Consider the following 20,816-nt stretch of genomic DNA (forward strand, 5'->3'; position numbering starts at 1 on the left):
GAAGCGGCTCGAGGTTTTATAACGGAAATTCCGTCAGTAATTACTAGAGGCTCTGCTCGTTTACTACTGAAGTTTAGAGGTGGTAAGAATATATTCCGTGTTAGGAGATTTTCAGCCTAGATCTCCCTCTCTATAAACCGTAAATATACACTCATGTCCTCATCATAACTTGTAACATATAGCTGTTTTTCAATATGCATTTATTATATTCATTTTCAAAATAGAAATCAACCTTTCACGTTATATTTTGCTTTTGATCAAACGGAAATTCATTTTTTTCATATAACATAACTTTTTCTTGGAAGATATTTTGAATGGTATAAACAAAATCATGATCATGCTGGTCGCTATACAGATGAATAGCAGCTGGAGATAAACTTAGCAAAGGCGCGATAATAGTTGAGTCTATGTATAATGATTCTTGTTCAGATAAAAAGGCCTCTGCTAGAGCTGCACATTCACGTTCAGGAACATATCTACTATTGTGGTCGTACAACACAAACTTGTTTTTATTCAAGTGCATTACATACACATCGCCTGTAGATGACTGTCTTTCATTAGCTGCTTGACGCAGCTGATGAATAAGAATTTGATAGTCTTGTTCAAGCTTATATTCATCAATCGCCAGCTCGGCATAATAGCGCAGCCGCTCTTGATATTCTTTTAAACGGAATTGGAGAAAAGACTCAAAGGTGAATGTTACATTATGAATGAAGAAGTCTTGAAGAGCCTGGCGGATAAGTAATTCTCTTGGAAAAGAAAATGTTTTTTGCGGAATTTCGCCTCTCTCTCCTTCCATAATCCCCCCCATAATTTGAAGCAGCAAATCTTGCTCTTCCTCTTCTGAATAGAAAAATTGTTCTTTTAATATGTTTACCATCATCTTTTTTTCTTTCTTTTTTAAAATCACGTGGGTTAATACCGGTATCACCATGTCTTGTAAAATGGCCTCTCTATTGTATGTCTCATCAATGACTAAAAGCTGATTATTCACCAGCTTCAAGCACTGTGAACCATATGATAAAGCGCTTCGCTTCGCGCATAAAGACTCATATACAACGACTGCGTCTTCTACATATTTAAAGAATATTTTCATTCCTCATAGCCCCCCTTTGGACACGCTTTATTAATGTATATGGGGCAACATGCAAAAAAATGAGCAAGTCGTTACAAGAAATGTAAAACGACCTGCTCATCTATTTCGTTTATTCTCTCCATTCATTTCAACAGGAATTGCTAGAGACTTAATTCGTTCCATGACACGAGCGGCTTTGAGCTCTTCCTGTTCGCCTCTTTGGGTATAAGTCAAATGATGTTGAAGCTCTTTAAAATTTAAATTCGAGCTGAAAAATGTCGGCAAATTTTCGAGCATACGGAATTGTAAAATGGTTCCGAGCACATCGTCTCGCATCCAGCTCGTTACGGATTCTGCTCCGAGATCATCAAGCATAAGAACCGGTACTTTTTTGACATACTCTATTTTCTCATTGAAGCTTTGATCTTGAAACGAACCTTTTAACTCACGCAAAAACTCAGGGACATACAGAATGGTAGATTTCACTTTCTTTTCGGCTAACGCATTGGCAATTGCTCCAAGAAAATACGTTTTCCCCACACCAAACGAACCGTGTAAATATAAAGCTTTCATTTTCTTATTTGGCTCATATTCTCGCACAAAATCTCTTACTAGTTTAATGGCTTCAAATCTTCCCTGCTCAATTTCAATATCAGACATTGTTGCCTGTAAAATTTCTTTCGGGACGTACATACACTGAATAAAAGATTCTTGTTCTTTCCGCTCATCTTCTTGTACTTTTCTAGGACAGCGTTCATACTGTAAATCAATATTACGGCCTTTTACAACCAGCTGAGGGTGGTATCCTTTCACCATGTTGACGCAGCTTTGCAGAGAAGGACACTTATCACAGCATTTGCTTTGGTCGATAAATTCATGCATCTTCATCAGACCTCGGTCGACCATTTGCTCATCTAACTCATGGCGATGCTCTTGCAAAAATGTTTTAACTTCGGGATTAGACAGGATACTGTTTCTTAATGCTTCTAAGCGTGCTTTAAAATCTTTTTTGTTCACTAACTGATTTAGTGAATCATTGATAGGCTTCATCTTTTTCACCTCATCTCTATCATACCTGCTTTTTATTCTTTATGCTTTTGTTTTAGCTCTTGATCTAACTGCTTGAGCTCTTCTTGTAGCTTTCGTTTTTCTTCTTCAAATCCGTCCACTTCTTTTGAAGGCTGCTTTTTCTCTTCTTTTTCTTCATCGCTCAGCCACTCTGGAACCATTTCTTTACGCACAATCTTTCGTCCAGCCGTTTTTTTATTTTGCTTTGCTTCGGTCCAGTTCTGATATTCTTTCTGTTCATTTTTAGCTAAATTCATGGCATCTTGAACAGTTTGTACCTTTTTGCGCGCCCAGTGTCCAGCAATTTTCTCTACATAGCTCTTAGATAATTTCATATCGGATCTTAGCATAACATAGTAAATTAGAACATTTACTACCCCTGGTGAAAGCTTTTGGTTAAACATCACTTCTTCAATCATTTGCAAATCTGCTTTTGAAGGCTCTGCTCCCCCGGAAAACTCGATCAAAAGCTGTCGAGGAGACGTCACTTCAAGCTGTTGAATGAGCTGCTCTTCTTTTGTCTGGGGGTTCTTTTCCTGCATGGTACGAAGCATAGGCGGCTGAATTTGTTCGCTTAGATTTGGAAGTGCTTCTCCATTTTCAAATTGGTAAAAGGACTGTGCTGCTTTTCTAAGCAATTCAATATCAACTTGATCGTTCTCATTTAACGAATCGAGCACCACATTTTTCATTTGAAGAGGATCGATACCGTATAAAAAGGCTAGCTTTTCAATCGCTTGTTTTACTTTAGATGTAATGGACCTTTTCGAAATCATTGAATCTGTTAGACCTGCTAAAAATAAATCAAAATCAAAGGAATCCGGGCTCATCTCAATAGAAGCACGTTTGGAGGAATCCACAAAGTCGGTTTGAGCATCAGGAGAAAATACATCCTTGCTTTCAGACTGAAAACTTGGAGCCAGCTCTGTTGCTTTAACTGATTTAAATACATCGTTAAATGAATGCGTCACATCCTTGAACGATTGGTCATCGACGAGTGAATCCGAAAAATAATTTTTTACTTTTTGAAAGATGGATTTTCCAAGTCGGTTATATAAATATACATTTAACACGCCATCGTTAAAAAACTGATGGGGCGTAAGAGGAGGAACGAGCTCATAAATGAACACACGAACATCATCTGCTTCCTTAATATATGTTTTTAACAAACCAATGCCTTCTAATTTTAACCGCTCATGGTAAATAGCTTTCAAATTAATTTGCATCATTGACATTAGATGATGATGCGTAGACTCTTTCCCCCATAAACGATCTTGTTCCAGCTCGCTCCATAGCGTCATATACAGACCAAAGCACGTTGTACCCACCAACGGCTGATAGAGCATGGTTAAAATCTTTCGGTCGTATTCCTGCAGTATGCCGTTCGAACGAACAACATAACGATCGACCGGTATCATTTCTTTCCAATGTTGTTCTTTCATGTCGTTCCCTACCTACTTTTAAAGTAATAGAAATGACAAAAAAAGAGCCTAAAGAATACTTCAATAGCTCTTTTACAGTCGTTCCTTCTTAATTAAATCTTTTAATTCATCAATAAATACATTGATGTCTTTAAATTGTCGGTATACAGAAGCAAATCGAACATAAGAGACTTCATCGATAGCAGCTAATCGCTCCATCACCATTTCTCCTACCACATCTGACTGCACCTCTGATGTACCCTGACTGCGCAGCTCTGTTTCAATATCGTGTACGGTATCTTCTAATTGTTTTAAGCTTACTTGGCGTTTTTCACACGCCTTAATTAACCCTCGAAGGATTTTGTCTTTGCTGAACTCTTCTCTCGCTCCATCTTTTTTTACAACAATTAACGGAAGTTCTTCTACTTTCTCAAAAGTTGTAAAACGATAGTGACACTCTTCGCATTCACGTCTTCTACGAATAGAGCGGCCTTCTTCTACAGGGCGCGAGTCCAGCACTCTCGTTCCATTGTAATGACAGGATGGGCACTTCATATTCTCAGCTCCAATAATAAACCTTGTTTTTCTTTTTATTTTCTCTTATATAAGTTAATTTCCATCTATGTTAGCAGGCTATTCGCCATTTATTATGATTTTTATCATCATTTCCTTTAACAAACACGATGTTGTATTAAAGGATTTACTTTATTCCATCTTATAGAAAACAAGGCTTGAATACAAGTAAAGGAAAAGGAATTTCCCCATTTTATTTCCTGAAATTCAAAAATGATAAGGAACTTACGAAGAAAGAGGAATAAGTTTTTGATCAAAGGTCTTATAAAGCGTACGTACAAGTTCTTTACTAAAACCAAAATCAAACGGTACCACTTTTGATTCTGTTGTAGCAGAAAAATCGATAGCAGTTTCAAGAGGACGTACGTTAATAATGGTAATCACAACAAAAGCTTTTCTTCCTTTTACAACGTTTAAGCTAATTTCTCCTCGCTCTTCATACGCAGCAAGTATCTCTATCCCTTGCATGTGCTTCAACATTTCATGAACTTGCTTAAATGCATTCCCGGCCGTTGTTTTGTAATAATGCGTTTTTAGAGTCGGATCTGAATGGTGATCGCTTGTTTCTACATGATTAGAAAATAAAGATTTAACTGCTTGTACTACCCCCATGTTGTTATCCCCTTTGTTTTTGCGTATTAAAAATTTATATACTAAAAAGAGGTGTGTAATACACCTCTTAACTTACGTAATCAATCGACACTATTAAAGTGCATTCGCTTTAGTTTGTTTTACCTGAACAGGACCCATTCCACGTGGTAATTCAATTGTTTCACGTGTCTGTGCACTTAGAGCATCTGCAATATAATCTGCTGCGATTGTAGGATCTAAATGACCACAAGTATAAACATCGATACTTGCATAACCATGCTCTGGGAAGCTGTGAATCGTTAAATGTGATTCTGAAATAATAACAACGCCACTTACACCTTGAGGTGCAAATTTATGGAACGCTACTTCGCGAACTTCCGCACCAGATTTTAAAGCTGCATCAACAAACGTTTTTTCAATATAATCAATATCATTTAACTTATCGAAATCGCATCCCCATAATTCTGAGATGACATGACGACCCATTGTTTCCATAATGATATTTCCCCCTTTAACAATTTTTAATCGTTAAACATGAAGTTCTTTCGCCATATAGCATGTTAACTACCACGGGGGAAAGTTAGTCCAAAGAGGTCCTAACCCTTTAAGTAGCCACATCACCGAAAGGTACACAAGAAGTTCACGAAACATAGTATACTTTGTTTACATTTATTTTGCAATACGTGTTTTGATTTTATTAAAGATTGTTCTTGCAGATAGACCTATACAAATTACCCCTGTATTCTCGTGAGACAGTGTATAAAAGCTGCTAAACGACTATTAATTTTTTATTAAAATTGAGGAAAATAAACACCCCTTTGCATGCTTATCTTATTGCTTTTCCCTATTCTTTTGAATAAAAACAAAAAAAACAGGGCGATAGCTCCCTGTTTTTTTAAAAGCAATCAATAGCTTTCTTAGCTTACTCTTATTTTTGATCCATTACGCATTTCTGCAGCAATATATCTTACCAAATCCACTACGCGCTGAGAGTAGCCCCACTCGTTATCGTACCAAGCTAACACTTTAATTTTATGATCTTCCATTACGATCGTGGATAGTCCATCTACAATAGCTGAATGAGGATTTGTATTAAAGTCAATTGATACGAGTGGTTCCATTGTTAAATTTAAAATATTCTTTAACGGTCCTTCAGCAGCTTTAATAAACGCTAAATTAACATCTTCCATCGTCACAGGCTTCCTTACATCCACAACTAAATCGACAAGCGATACGTTTGGCGTTGGCACACGAAGCGCCATCCCATGAAGTTTTCCTTTTAAATGAGGAAGAACTAATGAAAGCGCCTTGGCTGCTCCAGTTGTTGTAGGAATAATTGATTGAGCACACGCACGAGCTCTTCGCAAATCTTTATGTGGATTATCGATATTCTTTTGATCATTTGTATATGCGTGAACGGTCGTCATTAAACCGTTTTCAATTGTGAACGCTTCGTCTAGTACCTTGACAACTGGAGCTAGACAATTTGTCGTACAAGAGGCATTGGAAATAATGTTATGCTGATTTACATCAAACTCTCGTTCGTTTACGCCCATCACAATGGTGATATCTTCTTGTTTACCCGGTGCCGTTAAGACAACTTTTTTTGCACCTGCTTCAATATGTAACTGCGCTTTTTCTCTTGAATTAAATTTTCCCGTTGCTTCAACAACTAGATCAATCCCAAGCTCTTTCCAAGGCAAATTCAGCGGATCACGTGAATTTAATAGCTGAATTCTTTTACCGTTAACAATTAGCGCATCATCATCACATTTGACATCTCCATTAAATGGTCCATGTATAGAGTCATATTTGATTAAATGTGCTAACGTTTCTGCTGGATAAGATGCATTTATTGCAATAATATCTAAATTTTCCTCTATAATCGCTGTGCGAAACACCATTCTTCCTATTCTCCCAAAACCATTAATGGCAATACGTGCTTTCATGGCTATACCCCTCTCTATATGTGTTATACTATTTAACTTTTTATATTGAATAGTATAACATAAATATTTAAAAAGTGAATAATATTAATTTTTTTTAATAAATTATTTTAATTAAGTTTTACTATATGTATATAGCGAGAACAGATATTTAACACATTCTTTTTTAGAAGCCCTTAAATATTCCAAATAAAAAAAGAGTGAATGCAATCATTCACTCTTTAATCTAGCCATAGGGCTAATATACTTAAAAGCTGTTGTTTTGTTTCCTCTACAGGACCGTTGTTATTGATCACCGCATCGGCTAAGGCTACTTTTTGAATCAAAGGCAGCTGTGCATGGATACGCGCATAGGCATCCTCCGCCGAGAGGTTATTACGCGACTTTAACCTTGCTAGCTGCACAGACTCATCGACATATACAACCACTACTTTATCGACTAAGTGTGTCAAATCGCTTTCAAACAGCAGCGGAATATCTAATACAACGGCTTCGTAACCTTCCTCTATATAGCTTTCCTTTTGAGAAAGCATTTCTTTTCTTACAGCAGGATGTACAATTGCATTCAACTTTTTACGTTCTTCCTCTTGATAAAACACTATTTCCCCTAAAGCCGCTCGATTGATCTCCGCGTTCTCGTGAAGAATAGAACGGCCGAACGTCTCGACAATTTGTTTGTATGCTTCTTTTCCTGGTTCTACGACTTCTTTTGCAATGTGATCAGCATCAATTACTGGAATATTGATATCTCGTAGCATTCCGGTTACCGTGCTTTTTCCGCTTGCAATTCCGCCCGTTAATCCAATTACAATTGACATTGGTCTCTCCTTTATCTCTTTATTTAAAATCTAAAAATACCTAAAATAATAAGCAGAACTCCTGGTACAAACGAGAACATTTTCATCCATGATAAACGTGAAAAAACCTTGCCAAATTTTATGCCCGCACTTAAAAAAAGAGAACTCATAAGAGCTACAGCAATTGCTAGAGCATACGGCGAATAACCTAATAAAGCCGCTCCAAACCCTGCTCCAAATGCATCAAGAGATAATGCAATTCCAAGTATAAATGCTTCAATTCCATTGATGGAACCTGAATTATCTAAATCCGCTGCAATTGGCTTTTTCAATACGTTGATGACTAGGCCAATTGACTTAATTTCAATTTTCACTAATGTTTTTTCTTCTTTCACTCGAGATGAATCTGCCGGACAAAAAAACTGGTATAAAATCCACATCCCAAGCAGAACAAGAATACCTCCGCCTACTTTATTTAGTACATCCACTGAAAATAGATGCGTAAGTACTTTTCCTAAAAACATAGAAAACATTAAAGAAAATGCTGAGCAACATGAAATAATAAAAATGGATTTCAGCGGGATTTTCACCTTTCGAAGTCCGTATGTCAGGCCAACGCTAAAGCTGTCAAGACTTACGGCAAAAGCAAGAATAAGTAAAGAAAATGTTATCATGATGAGAGGACTCCTTTCCTTTCTGTCTATACGTAGTATATGAAAGAAGCCCATCCATTGTTATTTTTTAGCCGGCTGACAATTTGGGCAGATATGTGTTCCTCTACCGCCTACAACAAATTTTTCAATTGGGGTACCGCACATTTTACAGGATTCGCCTTTTCTTCCGTACACATAAAGCTGCTGCTGAAACATGCCTATTTGTCCCTGTGTGTTTACATACGTGCGAATTGTGCTGCCTCCTTGTTTCACAGCTTCTTGAAGAGTCGCTACAATTTCTCCGTACAATTTTTCATACTCTTCGTCTGTTAATTGGCTGGCCACTCGTTCAGGATGAATCCCTGCGCGAAACAGTGCTTCATCTACATAAATATTTCCAAGCCCAACCACGACATTTTGATCGAGTAAAACCGGCTTGATTTTTCGAGAGGTTTTGCCGATTCTCATTTTTAATTGACTAGGATTAAATGTTTCGTCAAACGGTTCAGGTCCAAGGCCAATAAGAGGAGGAAACAGATCTTCCTCTCCCTTTTTAAATAAGTGCATAGTACCAAACTTCCTTACATCCCGGTATCGCAATTCCGTTCCATCCGTGAAGTGAAAAAAGACGTGTACATGCTTATCTGGTTCTTCTGCATTCCCATGGAGAGCATATTTCCCTTCCATACGCAAATGAGAAACCATCGTATAATCATCGAGCACAATTTTCAAAAATTTACCTCTACGTTCAACATCTCGAATGGTTTGTCCAACAAGCGCATCACAAAACTGTTCAACTTGTTCAGGACGTTTGATAATATTAGGCCATTTAACTGTTACACGCTCAATGGTCTTTCCACTGGCTAATTCAATTAACGTACGTCTGACGGTTTCAACTTCTGGTAATTCTGGCACGTTTGTCACATCCTTTTTCCACTACTTTGCTTCGTACCAAGTCTTTCCGTAAGAATAATCTACTTTCAACGGAACTTCTAGCTCTAAAGCGTTCTCCATTACTTCTGGTACGATTTTCTCTAAAATTTTAATTTCTTCTTCTGGGGCTTCAAAAATCAGCTCATCGTGTACTTGAAGCAGCAGCTTAGCCTGAAGATTTTCATCTTTTAAGCGCTTATCCATTTCAATCATTGCTTTTTTAATAATATCAGCTGCTGTCCCTTGGATAGGCGTATTCATAGCCGTACGCTCAGCGAAGCTCCGGAGGTTAAAGTTTCGGCTCGTGATTTCAGGCAAGTAACGTCGGCGGTGCAAGAGCGTTGTTACATATCCCTTTTCTTTTGCATCGCGTACAATCGTATCCATATACTCCTGTACACCAGGGAAGCTTTTTAAATAGCGTTCAATAAAAGTAGCCGCTGCTTTTCTTGTAATTCCTAAACTTTGCGATAAACCGTAATCACTGATGCCATAGACGATTCCAAAGTTAACTGCTTTAGCCTGGCGGCGCATATTCGACGTTACTTCTTCTCTTTCGACGTGGAACACATCCATCGCTGTTTTCGTATGAATATCTAAGTCATGCTTAAACGCATCGATTAGCTTTTCATCATCTGCAATATGAGCCAGTACGCGCAGCTCAATTTGTGAATAATCCGCCGCAAATATTAACCAATCAGGCTGTGAAGGCACAAACGCACCTCTTATTTTTTTACCTTCTTCAAGACGAATCGGGATGTTTTGCAAGTTAGGATCTACTGAGCTTAACCTTCCCGTTTGAGTTAACGTTTGATTAAAGCGGGTATGAACTTTTCCATCGCTTTCATGAATAACCTTTTTTAATCCTTCAATATACGTAGACTGTAATTTTCCTAGCTGACGGTATTGTAAAATCTCTGGGATAATATCATGGGTACTAGCTAATTGCTCTAATACATCGGCTGATGTGGAATAGCCTGTTTTTGTTTTCTTTATGACTGGAAGCTGCATTTTTTCAAAAAGAACAACTCCTAGCTGCTTTGGCGAATTAATATTGAATTCTTGTCCAGCGTATTTGTAGATTTTCGCTTCAATTTTTTCAAGCTGCTCTCGAAGATCTTCGCCCATTTCATCCAAACGCGCGCGGTCAATTTTCACCCCTTGATATTCCATATCAGCAAGGACAATGGCAAGAGGCATTTCAAGCTTCTCAAACAGCTCAAACTGTTCATTTTCAACCAATTCTTTTTCTAACACTTCTTTTAAATAAGCTACGGCGGCTGCTTTTCTTATAACATGCTCAGCTAGCTGAGCAGCTTCCGCAATGCTTCGCTTAGCTCCTTTTCCATACACAGCTTCATCTGATTGCACTTGATGGTATCCTTTTAATTTCGCAATTGTCGCTAGGTCATCATTTGCCTCAGCAGGATTCAAGATGTAAGAAGCAATCATTACATCATGTTCAATTCCTTTAATTTCATGCCCCGCCCATTTTAACGATACAATCGTACGTTTCCCATTAAACACCGTCTTTTTTACGCGTCCATCTTCTAACCATTCTTTAAATTTAGAAGATGAAAGAGCTGTATCTTTATCAATAAAATAGTGGCCATTTTTGTTGCTGATTCCAAAACCGAGCAGCTGATTATGATGGTAGTTTTCTTCATACCCTTCTACGATCAGAGCTGCTTCGCTTGTTAACATATCATCGTGAACTTCCTGCGCTATTTCAAACGTCAGTTCTTCAAAATCTGCTTCCTCTTCTGCTGATTCACCAAATTTAGCAAGCAGAGAATTAAACCCAAGCTCTTTAAATAATGAGATGACTTTTGAAGATTCAAACCCGTCATACTTTGCATCTTCTACTGATACTTCAAGAGGCGCTTTGCAATAAATAGTTGCAAGCTTTTTACTCATGATGGCTGATTCACGATTATCTTCTAGCTTTTCTTTTAATTTTTTACCGCTGACTTGATCGATAGATTCCAATACATTTTCAACCGTTTCAAACTCTTTTAATAGCTTTAAAGCTGTTTTTTCTCCTACTCCGGGCACGCCTGGGATATTATCCGAGCTGTCCCCCATAAGGCCTTTCATATCAATAATTTGTGCAGCCGTAATACCATACTTTTCATCAATGGCTGCAGGCGTATAGGAATCGACATCTGTAATCCCTTTTCTCGTAATATCTACGGTTACATGTTCTGACACAAGCTGAAGTAAATCTTTGTCCCCGGAAATGACTTTTACGGCCATTCCTTTTTGTTCAGCTTGTTTTGAAAGTGTCCCGATAATATCATCTGCTTCATAATCAGGCAGTTCATAGCGCTTAATCCCATATGCATCTAATAACTCACGAATAAAGGGAAACTGCTCTGAAAGTTCAGGAGGCGTCTTTTGTCTGCCTCCTTTGTATTCCGTAAATGTTTTGTGGCGAAACGTTGTTTTCCCTGCATCAAAAGCCACCAGTAAATGCGTTGGCTTCTCTTCCTCTAAGATACGTGTCAGCATTGTAGTAAAGCCATATATGGCATTTGTATGTATTCCTTTATCATTGTTTAAAAGCGGCAAAGCAAAAAATGCACGGTAGGCAATACTATTCCCGTCAATTAATACTAGTTTTTGTGTCATTCATGTTCCTCCATTTCGCTCTCTTCTTATCTTACCTTTATTTTAGCAAACAATAAGCTTTAAGGACAAAAAGTACTCTTGAATTCAACGTTTTATTTTCATGTGGTCATAAGATTTATATATCATAAAATAAAAACACCGCCTAGTTATTTTAGGCGGTGTAGCATGTGAATGGATAGAAATTGTCAAAAAGAATCGGCGAAAATAGCACGGTTAAAGCTATTTTCGCCTTACACATTGGCTCCTTGGATGAAGGGGTTTCCATGAAAAATTGTATCAATTAATTATTAAGCTACATTAAATAAATTGTAAAAGGAACGTAAACATTTTATATCTGCGGCAAATACTTGTGCAGCTTCACCGAAAAAGTTGTCCCTTTATTGACTTCACTTTTCACTTCAATCTCCCCTTTATGAGCTTCAACAAGATGTTTAACAATTGCTAATCCAAGACCTGTTCCTCCGGAATTACGGCTTCTTGCTTTATCTACTCGGTAAAAGCGCTCAAAAATACGTGAAATTTCATCAGAATCAATACCGATACCTGTATCTTGAACATGAACTGTAATCGTTTCTTCTTCCTCTTCAAGCGAAACGTGAACAGTTCCTCCAGGCATTGTATACATGAGCGCATTGCCGATTAAGTTAACAAACACTTGCATAAGGCGCTGACTGTCACCATCAATCCACGCTTCTTCAGGAAGCGTATCTAACGTTAGCGTGATTTCTTTTTCAGTCGCTCGGTTTGATAGCACCGTCGTCACTTCGTAAAGAAGCGTATTCAAATCTACTGAATGAATGCTTAGTTTAAACCCTTGCTGTTCAACTTTAGACAAATCTAAAAGATCTTGAATCAAGCTCTCCATGCGCTGACTTTCCGTTAAAATGATAGATAGAAACTGCTGGCGCAGCTGTGGATCTTCCATGGCACCGTCTAACAATGTCTCACTAAACCCTTTTATAGACGTAATAGGAGTTTTTAGTTCATGAGACACATTCGCTACAAAGTCACGGCGAACTTGTTCTAGTTTTTTTAGCTCGGTAATATCATGGAAAACAAGCACAATCCCTTTCCATTCATCGTTTAAGCCAATAATCGGCGCTCCGTAAACATCAAAATATCTTCGTTCAATATTTAAAGGCAGAACCACTTGTTTTCGAACCTTTACTTCCGTCATAAATATTTTTTCCACAAGCTTAATGATTTCTTTATGCTCAAATACCTCGTAATACAAATGATAAAGGAAGTCATCCGGATGTATATGAAACTGCTCTTTATAAGCTCGATTCACTAAGTTTATATAGCCTCGACTATCGATAAGAAGCATGCCGCTTCCCATATTTTCAATTAGCGTGCGCAGCCTGTCCTGCTGCATTTCTTGATTAGTGATAGACTCTTGCAGATTACGAGCAAGTGCGTTAATAGACTGACTCAGCATCCCTGTTTCATCTACATAATCTTCATATGTACGAGCTTTATAATTCCCTTTTGCAAGTTCCACAGCCACCTTGGTTGCCGATTCAATAGGACGGGTATAGCGTCCCATAATCTTTACACCTAAGAGTAAGATCACAATCAAAGCTAGACCTAAGCTTCCAATAAGAAGGCCCCAAATTTGCTGATTTACTTGTTTTAATGAATCAAACGATGTACTCAGCACAACAAATCCCTCTTGCTTACCTTCTATAATAAGCGGGATACCATAGTAATATAAGTCGTAATCTTCTTTAATTTGATCAAAGCTTTTTTTACTGTTTAACTGCTTTTTTAATACTTGTTGAATTACGATACTTTTTTCGATTCTTTGCTGCTTGCTGCCTGGATTTGAGTCAACTAATATTTTTCCGTCTTTTTGAACGATAGTCGTTCGTACACTTAACGAATGGCTGATTTGATCAACTTTAGATTTTAAAGCAGGACTTGTGATACCTTCTTCGCTAATGTACATTTCTACAAGCTTTGCTTCTTTTTCCATTCGCTCTTGAAACGTCTGAAAATAAAAGTTTTTAAACAACTGTCCCAGCAGCAGGCCAAGACCTACTAATACAATAATAATAAGTACTAATAGAGCCAAAAGTAGCCTTGAACGAAATTTATTCATCTACCTTTGGTTCCTCCAGCTTATATCCTAATCCTCTAATCGTTTTTATATAAACAGGTTTTCGCGTATTGTGTTCAATTTTCTCACGCAAATGGCTGATGTGCACATCTACAATTCGCGTATCTCCGGCAAAATCATAATTCCACACTGCACTTAGCAGCTGATCACGAGTTAATACCCGTCCTTTGTATTTTGCCAAATATAATAATAACTCAAATTCTTTTGGAGTAAGCTCAAGCTGCTCTTGATTAAAGTAGGCCTCATAATGATCTGGAAGAATTTTTAAATCACCGATCATGATGCGCTCGCCATCTTCCTCTTGTTCATTTTCCTGAGCAATAATTTGTGTTCTGCGTAAAATGGCTTTTACACGCGCTACTACTTCTCGAGGACTAAATGGTTTCGTCATGTAGTCATCTGCGCCAAGCTCTAGCCCTAATACTTTGTCGAACTCATCGTCTTTTGCAGTTAACATTAAAATAGGCGTCATCACTTTTTGCTGACGAAGCTTTTTACAAACTTCAATTCCATCCATCTTAGGAAGCATCAAGTCTAACACAATTAAATCCGGTTTTCCTTCTAGTGCCTTGTTGTATCCTTCTTCCCCGTCTTCAGCTGTTTCTACTGTAAAGCCAGCTTGTTGTAAATTATATTGTAATAATGTTGAAATTGATTGTTCATCATCTACGACTAATAATTTCTTACTCATATTAACGATATAAGCCTCCATCTAGTTAAATTAAACCGCAGCTTCATCCAAATGATATTATTTTCTATTTATCTTCTCTTATCATACAATGTTTTAGCCTCGTTCTCCAATACATTTCAACATTTTCAGAAAATATGACCAAACAGTTTCTTCTATATTTATAAATATTTAAGGCGTTTTAAAAATTTTCAAAGTCGTGTGTCTCTACTGATGGAAGTCTAAACGGCGGATACACAAGAAACCGCGCCGTTACTACTTTCTCTTTTTGCTCATTGACCGCTTCCACCTCAATCGTAACAGTTCTAGAAGAAACATCTACCTCTGTCACTTCAAATAAAAATTCAATCGTGCTATAATGATGAATTTTTTTGGGGAAGGCTACCGTATGTTCTGCAACGTGACTTCCAGGTCCGGGCAAATACTTTGAAATAGCTGCTGTCATAATACCGGTAATCATAATACTTGGCACAATAGGTTTTTTAAAAGGGGTCTGAGATGCGTAATCATGCTGAATGTATAAAGGGTTCGAATCATTTGTCAGCCCTAAGTACAATAAGATATCTTTATCTTCAATTCGTTCCGTTAGCGTTAATTTTTCTCCAACTTTTATATCTTCAATACTTCGGCCTATTTTTTGTTTTTTACCTAATACCATCATCATTCCACCTTTTGTATAAAGTAATAGCTTTTCTTTCTCCATATACAAGAAAAATTCGAGGTTTCCCCCGAATTTTCCTTGTGACTATTGTTTGAATATCTATAAAAACCTATACTCAAACCTATTTTATTGTATTAAGCTAATACACCCATGACAGTTTTAACTGATTTTGCTGATTGATCTAAAGAAGCTTTTTCAGAATCAGTCAGTTCTAATTCAATTACTTGCTCAATTCCTGCAGCTCCTAATACGGTTGGAACACCTAAGTAGATGCCGTTATAACCATATTCACCCTCTAGGTAAGCAATCGCTGGTAAAATACGACGCTGATCTTTTAAGATCGCTTCTGTCATTTCCACTAAAGAGGCAGCAGGCGCGTAGTATGCACTTCCGTTACCTAATAAGTTAACGATCTCGCCGCCGCCTTTGCGTGTTCTTTCAACAATTGCTTCAAGACGCGCTTTTGGAATAAGCGTTTCAAGAGGAATACCGCCAGCATATGAGTAGCGTACAAGAGGTACCATATCATCGCCATGTCCACCAAGTACAAAACCTGTGATATCTTTTACTGAAATGTTTAACTCCTGCGCTACGAACGTACGGAAACGTGCAGAATCTAATACGCCTGATTGACCGATTACGCGGTTTTTAGGAAAACCAGATTCTTTAAATACTGTATACGTCATAGCATCTACCGGGTTTGTCAACACGATGATGTGACAGTTTGGCGAGTATTTAACAACTTCTTGAGTAACAGACTTCATGATTTTTTGGTTCGTTGTTACTAAATCATCGCGACTCATACCTGGCTTACGCGCGATACCAGCTGTAATAATGACAATGTCAGAATCAGCTGTGTCTTCGTAGTTGGCTGTTCCTGTAATGTTAGCGTCAAAGCCTTGTACAGGACTTGCTTCTAACATATCCAGCGCTTTACCTTTAGCTGGATTTTCTAATTGCGGAATATCAACTAATACAACATCAGCTAATTCTTTTTGACCAATTAAAAAAGCAGTTGTAGCTCCTGTAAAGCCCGCTCCGATAACAGATACTTTTTTACGCATATTTGCCATTATAATTCCTCCCCTAAATGAATAGCTATTAAACTGTTACTTGTTTTCCTAGATTGCTAATTAATTCATCAGCAAACTCTGAACACTTCACTTCTGTTGCGCCGTCCATTAAACGTGCGAAATCATATGTTACTACTTTTGAAGCAATTGTTTTTTCCATTGATTTCATGATTAAATCCGCTGCTTCATTCCAGCCAAGGTGTTCAAGCATTAACACACCTGATAATAATACAGAAGATGGGTTTACTTTATCTAAACCAGCATATTTAGGTGCTGTACCGTGAGTTGCTTCAAAGATAGCATGTCCAGTTTCATAGTTGATATTTGCCCCTGGAGCAATTCCGATACCACCAACTTGTGCTGCTAATGCATCTGAAATGTAATCTCCATTTAAATTCATTGTTGCTACTACATCGAATTCACGTGGACGAGTTAAAATTTGTTGTAAGAAGATATCTGCAATTGAATCTTTTACAATAATTTTTCCTGCTGCTTCCGCTTCTGCTTGAGCTTTGTTTGCAGCCTGTGCACCTTCTTTTTCAACGATGCGGTCATATTGAGCCCAAGTAAATACTTTATCGCCGAATTCTTTTTCAGCTAGCTCATAGCCCCAATTTTTAAATGCGCCTTCTGTATATTTCATAATGTTACCTTTGTGTACAAGCGTAACAGACTTGCGGCCTTGTTCAATTGCATAGTTGATTGCTGCACGCACAAGACGCTCTGTTCCTTCAGAAGAAATAGGCTTAATACCTAATCCAGAAGTTTCAGGGAAACGGATTTTATTTACGCCTAATTCCGTTTGTAGGAATGAAACAAGCTTTTGTACTTCTTCAGAACCCTTCGCATATTCAATACCAGCATAAATATCTTCAGTATTTTCACGGAAGATAACCATATCTGTATCTTCAGGGCGCTTAATTGGAGAAGGTACGCCGTCAAAGTAGCGAACAGGACGTAAGCATGTGAATAAGTCTAATTCTTGACGCAATGCCACGTTTAGAGAACGAATTCCACCGCCTACTGGTGTTGTTAATGGTCCTTTGATTGCAATTATGTATTCGCGAATTGCATCTAACGTTTCTTCCGGTAACCATTCGCCAGTTTGATTAAATGCTTTTTCACCTGCTAATACTTCTTTCCAAACGATTTCTTTTTCACCATTGTATGCTTTTGCAACCGCTGCTTCTAATACGCGAGAAGCTGCTGCCCAGATATCCGGACCAATTCCGTCACCTTCGATAAATGGAATAATTGGGTTATTTGGTACGTTTAACACGCCGTTTGCTACAGAAATTTGTTCACCTTTTGTCATGAGAATGACCTCCTTAAAAAATTTGTCTACTTTCACTTATGGAAAAGTGCTCAACGAACGTGAGCACCTTCGTCACATTGTTTAGCTGCGCTCTTCAAGCGGAATGTACGTTTGTTTTCCAGGACCGATATAATCAGCTCTTGGACGAATCAAACGATTGTTTGAATACTGCTCTAAAATGTGAGCAATCCATCCTGATACGCGGCTTACAGCAAAAATCGGAGTAAATAGATCGTGATCAATGCCTAAGCTGTGGTATACAGAAGCTGAATAGAAATCAACGTTTGGCGGAAGCTTTTTCTCGCCTGTTACGATTTCCTCAATTTTCACTGACATATCGTATAGCGTTGTATCTCCTGCTTGTTTTGTAAGTTTTTCAGACATTTCTTTCAAGTGCTTGGCACGAGGATCACCCTGCTGATACACACGATGTCCAAATCCCATAATCTTTTCTTTTTTTGCGAGTTTTTCGCGAATATAAGGTTCCGCGTTTTCAACTGTTTGAATGTCAGACAACATTTTCATAACAGCTTCATTCGCTCCCCCGTGAAGAGGACCCTTTAACGCCCCAATAGCGGCTGTAATTCCTGAATAAATATCGGATAACGTTGCCACACAGACACGCGCTGTAAAAGTTGATGCATTTAGCTCATGGTCAGCGTGTAAGACAAGTGCTTTATCAAACGCTTCTACTTGGATATCAGTTGGCTCTTCGCCGGTTAACATATATAAAAAGTTAGCGGCAATGCTATAATTTTCGTTTGGCTCAATTGGCTCTAATCCGTTACGGACTCTTGAAAAAGCCGTTACCACCGTTGGTAATTGTGCTTGCAAACGAACAGCTTTGCGATAATTTGCTTCCTCATCCATTAAATCAGCTTCAGGATCGTACAACCCCAATAGTGATACGACTGTTCTTAAAGCTGCCATTGGATGAACATCTTTAATTGGATAAGTTTTGAAATGATCTAAGACTTCTTGGGGTAATTTAGCGTTTTCTGCTAGTAATCTAGAAAACACAGATAATTCTTCTTTGTTAGGTAATTTTCCGTGCCATAGTAAATACACCACTTCTTCAAATGTTGCATAATTCGCTAAATCATCAATATTGTAGCCTTGATATGTTAAAGTGTCATCAATAATTGAACTTACTGCTGACGTTGTAGCGACTACCCCTTCTAGACCTCGAGTTGCTGTCATAAATCTCCACTCCTTTACAGAAAAAATTCCCCATACCTTTCTGTGTAAAACGTGAAAAACAAAATTGAGCCTATGCTCAACTAGACATTAAATGATATACGAAGCGCCTCTTTTGAATATATATCTTGGAAGAACATTTCTTCACCCCACGTAAAGAAAATGCTTACATTTCCATTTGTTTCAATAACACACAAAATCAAAACATCTGCATGTGTCATTGCTTTGTTACAGCCCTATAGGTAAAACATACAATTGTATGTAAAAAGATGCGGCCTCAAAATATATTATAAACAATTATCTGACTTTTGTGAATCAAAAGAGAGAAGAAATTTCAAAAAAATTATTATTATACAAAAATTTCTACGAAAAAAGTTCAGTTAATTTCATAAATAAATAAGCGATTCCAGCACCGATTAACGGACCTACTGCTACCCCTTGAAACAGCGCCACAGCAAGAATTGTGCCAAAAACTAAAGCGGTCGTAATATGCGGATCATCTTCCAAGAGTGTAAGTCCATATTTAGCAATAATTGCTACAGCAATTCCGGCTCCTAGAGCAATCCAGGCATAAGAAGATTTCACGGCCTCTCCTAATTGTTTGAATCCTATGTCTCCTGTTGCAATTGGCACAAGAACGGCAATTGTAATAACCGTTACTCCAATATTAATTCCTTTTGATTGTAGAAACGGAAAAACCTTACCGTCTAACCCGATTAATTTTAAAATAAGTAAAAATGCAACTGCAATGATTAATGATTGATTTTTAGCCACTAATCCAATTACGAGTAAAACAGCTAAAAAAAGTATGGGTTGTGAGAACATTTTACTCATCCTTTCTTTTTTTATTGTGATAAATCTAAAGCGTATTACGTAAATATTTTATGAGTAGCTTTTTCTTTTGTTGACTATCGTTTACAAGGAGGCCTCTATTTATTGTGTACAAGCTTCATTTACATCGACTATTTCGCTTAGCTTGTGTGTTGGCAATTATTGCAGCATCTATATTTCTTAGTTATTATGTCTCTTCTCTCATATATCCATTTATTATCGCCTGCTGCATCGCTTTTTTTATAAATCCTATGGTTAATCTATTTGAATTGAAGCTGCGCTTACCCCGCTACTTAGCTGTTTTACTGTCAATGGTTCTTATCTTCTCTCTTTTGGCCGGACTTATTACGTTACTTATCACAGAAATCATTGCAGGAAGTACGTATTTAGCGAAAGTTGTTCCCACAAATTTCAAAGAAGTGGTCATATTTATTGAAAATATTGCTACAGAACAAATACTTCCTTTTTATGAACGCATTACTTCTATGTTTAATAACTTAAATACCGGTCAGCAAGCAACTATTTTATCGAACATTAAAGGGGTAGGCAACCATATCGCTCAAACGGTGGGCGATTTTCTGCAAAATGTATTGCAAAGCATCCCAGTACTTTTATCCGTACTGCCTAATGCAGCTACTGCGATTATTTTTTCATCACTGGCTACTTTTTTTATTAGTAAAGATTGGTACAAGCTGATGGCTAAAAGCAGCGTGTTTATTCCTAAAAAAGTAAGGGAAAATGGACAGACAGTGGTTGTGGAGCTTAAAAATGCACTGTTTGGTTTTATTAAAGCTCAGCTTACGCTTATTTCGATTACCACAATCATCGTTCTTTTTGGTTTACTTGTTCTTAGGGTTGATTATGCTATTACGGTCGCTTTATTGATTGGCTTAGTAGATATTCTTCCTTACCTCGGAACAGGACTGGTTTTTGTTCCTTGGATGATTTATGCCTTTGCCACAGATAACGTGTCATTTGCTGTAGGGCTTTCGGTACTATATGCTGTAGTACTTGTGCAGCGACAAATTATGGAACCAAAAATTTTGTCATCAAGCATTGGTCTTGATCCTCTCGCTACATTAATTGCTTTATTTGTAGGATATCAATTGATTGGATTTTTCGGATTAATAGTTGGCCCTGTTATTCTTGTTATTCTAAAAACACTTCATACAACGGGGGTTTTTAAAGAAACGTGGCAATTTATTATAGGAAAATGAAAAAGTGTGTGAAAGAAGCTTCTTTCA

The 20,816-nt window shown here is 37.6% G+C and carries 19 protein-coding genes and 1 other annotated feature (1 of these 20 only partly in view); of the genes, 1 reads left to right on the forward strand and 18 read right to left on the reverse strand.

The window, feature by feature from the left end; genetic code table 11:
• Positions 1 to 175 (reverse strand) — a binding site (T-box leader); it reaches 74 nt to the left of the window's first position.
• 60 nt (positions 176 to 235) lie between these two features.
• The 18 genes from ytxC to ACN6NE_RS08445 all read right to left on the reverse strand — a co-directional run bounded on the left by ytxC (position 236) and on the right by ACN6NE_RS08445 (position 19,566).
• Positions 236 to 1,096, reverse strand: coding sequence for a sporulation protein YtxC (gene ytxC / locus ACN6NE_RS08360; RefSeq protein WP_474325126.1), 861 nt, complete (start codon positions 1,094 to 1,096; stop codon positions 236 to 238).
• 96 nt (positions 1,097 to 1,192) lie between these two features.
• Positions 1,193 to 2,125 carry a primosomal protein DnaI gene (dnaI, locus tag ACN6NE_RS08365; protein WP_013059430.1) on the reverse strand — a complete coding sequence of 311 codons (933 nt, stop codon included), beginning with the start codon at positions 2,123 to 2,125 and terminating at the stop codon, positions 1,193 to 1,195.
• 32 nt (positions 2,126 to 2,157) lie between these two features.
• The gene (locus ACN6NE_RS08370; RefSeq protein WP_474325129.1) at positions 2,158 to 3,585 is read right to left on the reverse strand and encodes a replication initiation and membrane attachment family protein; all 1,428 of its coding nucleotides are present in this window, start codon (positions 3,583 to 3,585) and stop codon (positions 2,158 to 2,160) included.
• 72 nt (positions 3,586 to 3,657) lie between these two features.
• Positions 3,658 to 4,119: a transcriptional regulator NrdR gene (gene nrdR, locus ACN6NE_RS08375; protein WP_013059432.1), complete on the reverse strand. Its 462-nt coding sequence runs from the start codon at positions 4,117 to 4,119 to the stop codon at positions 3,658 to 3,660.
• A gap of 243 nt (positions 4,120 to 4,362) precedes the next feature.
• A complete protein-coding gene (locus ACN6NE_RS08380; protein WP_129705022.1) occupies positions 4,363 to 4,749 on the reverse strand; it encodes a cytosolic protein in 387 nt (128 codons plus the stop codon).
• Between the two features lie 93 nt (positions 4,750 to 4,842).
• Positions 4,843 to 5,223, reverse strand: coding sequence for an adenosylmethionine decarboxylase (gene speD, locus ACN6NE_RS08385; protein WP_013059434.1), 381 nt, complete (start codon positions 5,221 to 5,223; stop codon positions 4,843 to 4,845).
• A 422-nt stretch (positions 5,224 to 5,645) separates the two neighbouring features.
• On the reverse strand, positions 5,646 to 6,677 hold the full coding sequence (locus ACN6NE_RS08390; protein ID WP_013059435.1) for a glyceraldehyde-3-phosphate dehydrogenase: 1,032 nt from the start codon (positions 6,675 to 6,677) through the stop codon (positions 5,646 to 5,648).
• Positions 6,678 to 6,895: 218 nt separating this feature from the next.
• Positions 6,896 to 7,492, reverse strand: a complete 597-nt coding sequence (gene coaE, locus ACN6NE_RS08395) for a dephospho-CoA kinase (RefSeq protein WP_474325130.1) — start codon at positions 7,490 to 7,492, stop codon at positions 6,896 to 6,898.
• Between the two features lie 23 nt (positions 7,493 to 7,515).
• Positions 7,516 to 8,145: a sporulation membrane protein YtaF gene (gene ytaF / locus ACN6NE_RS08400; protein ID WP_129705024.1), complete on the reverse strand. Its 630-nt coding sequence runs from the start codon at positions 8,143 to 8,145 to the stop codon at positions 7,516 to 7,518.
• 60 nt (positions 8,146 to 8,205) lie between these two features.
• A complete protein-coding gene (mutM, locus tag ACN6NE_RS08405; protein WP_129705026.1) occupies positions 8,206 to 9,039 on the reverse strand; it encodes a DNA-formamidopyrimidine glycosylase in 834 nt (277 codons plus the stop codon).
• 21 nt (positions 9,040 to 9,060) lie between these two features.
• Positions 9,061 to 11,688, reverse strand: coding sequence for a DNA polymerase I (gene polA / locus ACN6NE_RS08410; RefSeq protein WP_129705028.1), 2,628 nt, complete (start codon positions 11,686 to 11,688; stop codon positions 9,061 to 9,063).
• A 328-nt stretch (positions 11,689 to 12,016) separates the two neighbouring features.
• Positions 12,017 to 13,789, reverse strand: a complete 1,773-nt coding sequence (gene pnpS, locus ACN6NE_RS08415) for a two-component system histidine kinase PnpS (RefSeq protein WP_129705030.1) — start codon at positions 13,787 to 13,789, stop codon at positions 12,017 to 12,019.
• Complete coding sequence (locus ACN6NE_RS08420) at positions 13,782 to 14,498, reverse strand: response regulator transcription factor (protein WP_013085192.1); 717 nt, start codon at positions 14,496 to 14,498, stop codon at positions 13,782 to 13,784. Before ACN6NE_RS08420 ends, pnpS begins: the two co-directional genes overlap by 8 nt.
• A gap of 178 nt (positions 14,499 to 14,676) precedes the next feature.
• Positions 14,677 to 15,153 carry a MaoC family dehydratase gene (locus tag ACN6NE_RS08425; RefSeq protein ID WP_016765707.1) on the reverse strand — a complete coding sequence of 159 codons (477 nt, stop codon included), beginning with the start codon at positions 15,151 to 15,153 and terminating at the stop codon, positions 14,677 to 14,679.
• Between the two features lie 137 nt (positions 15,154 to 15,290).
• The gene (gene mdh / locus ACN6NE_RS08430; protein ID WP_013085194.1) at positions 15,291 to 16,229 is read right to left on the reverse strand and encodes a malate dehydrogenase; all 939 of its coding nucleotides are present in this window, start codon (positions 16,227 to 16,229) and stop codon (positions 15,291 to 15,293) included.
• 28 nt (positions 16,230 to 16,257) lie between these two features.
• The gene (gene icd, locus ACN6NE_RS08435) at positions 16,258 to 17,550 is read right to left on the reverse strand and encodes an NADP-dependent isocitrate dehydrogenase (RefSeq protein ID WP_255255780.1); all 1,293 of its coding nucleotides are present in this window, start codon (positions 17,548 to 17,550) and stop codon (positions 16,258 to 16,260) included.
• Positions 17,551 to 17,625: 75 nt separating this feature from the next.
• On the reverse strand, positions 17,626 to 18,744 hold the full coding sequence (gene citZ, locus ACN6NE_RS08440; RefSeq protein ID WP_016765709.1) for a citrate synthase: 1,119 nt from the start codon (positions 18,742 to 18,744) through the stop codon (positions 17,626 to 17,628).
• 360 nt (positions 18,745 to 19,104) lie between these two features.
• Entirely contained in the window at positions 19,105 to 19,566 is a 462-nt protein-coding gene (locus tag ACN6NE_RS08445) for a DUF441 domain-containing protein (protein WP_057244987.1), read from the reverse strand.
• 113 nt (positions 19,567 to 19,679) lie between these two features.
• Between ACN6NE_RS08445 and ytvI the strand changes: the two genes are divergently transcribed.
• Entirely contained in the window at positions 19,680 to 20,789 is a 1,110-nt protein-coding gene (ytvI, locus tag ACN6NE_RS08450) for a sporulation integral membrane protein YtvI (protein ID WP_129705032.1), read from the forward strand.
• Positions 20,790 to 20,816: the final 27 nt, after the last annotated feature.

This window comes from Priestia sp. 53B2, assembly GCF_056099005.1.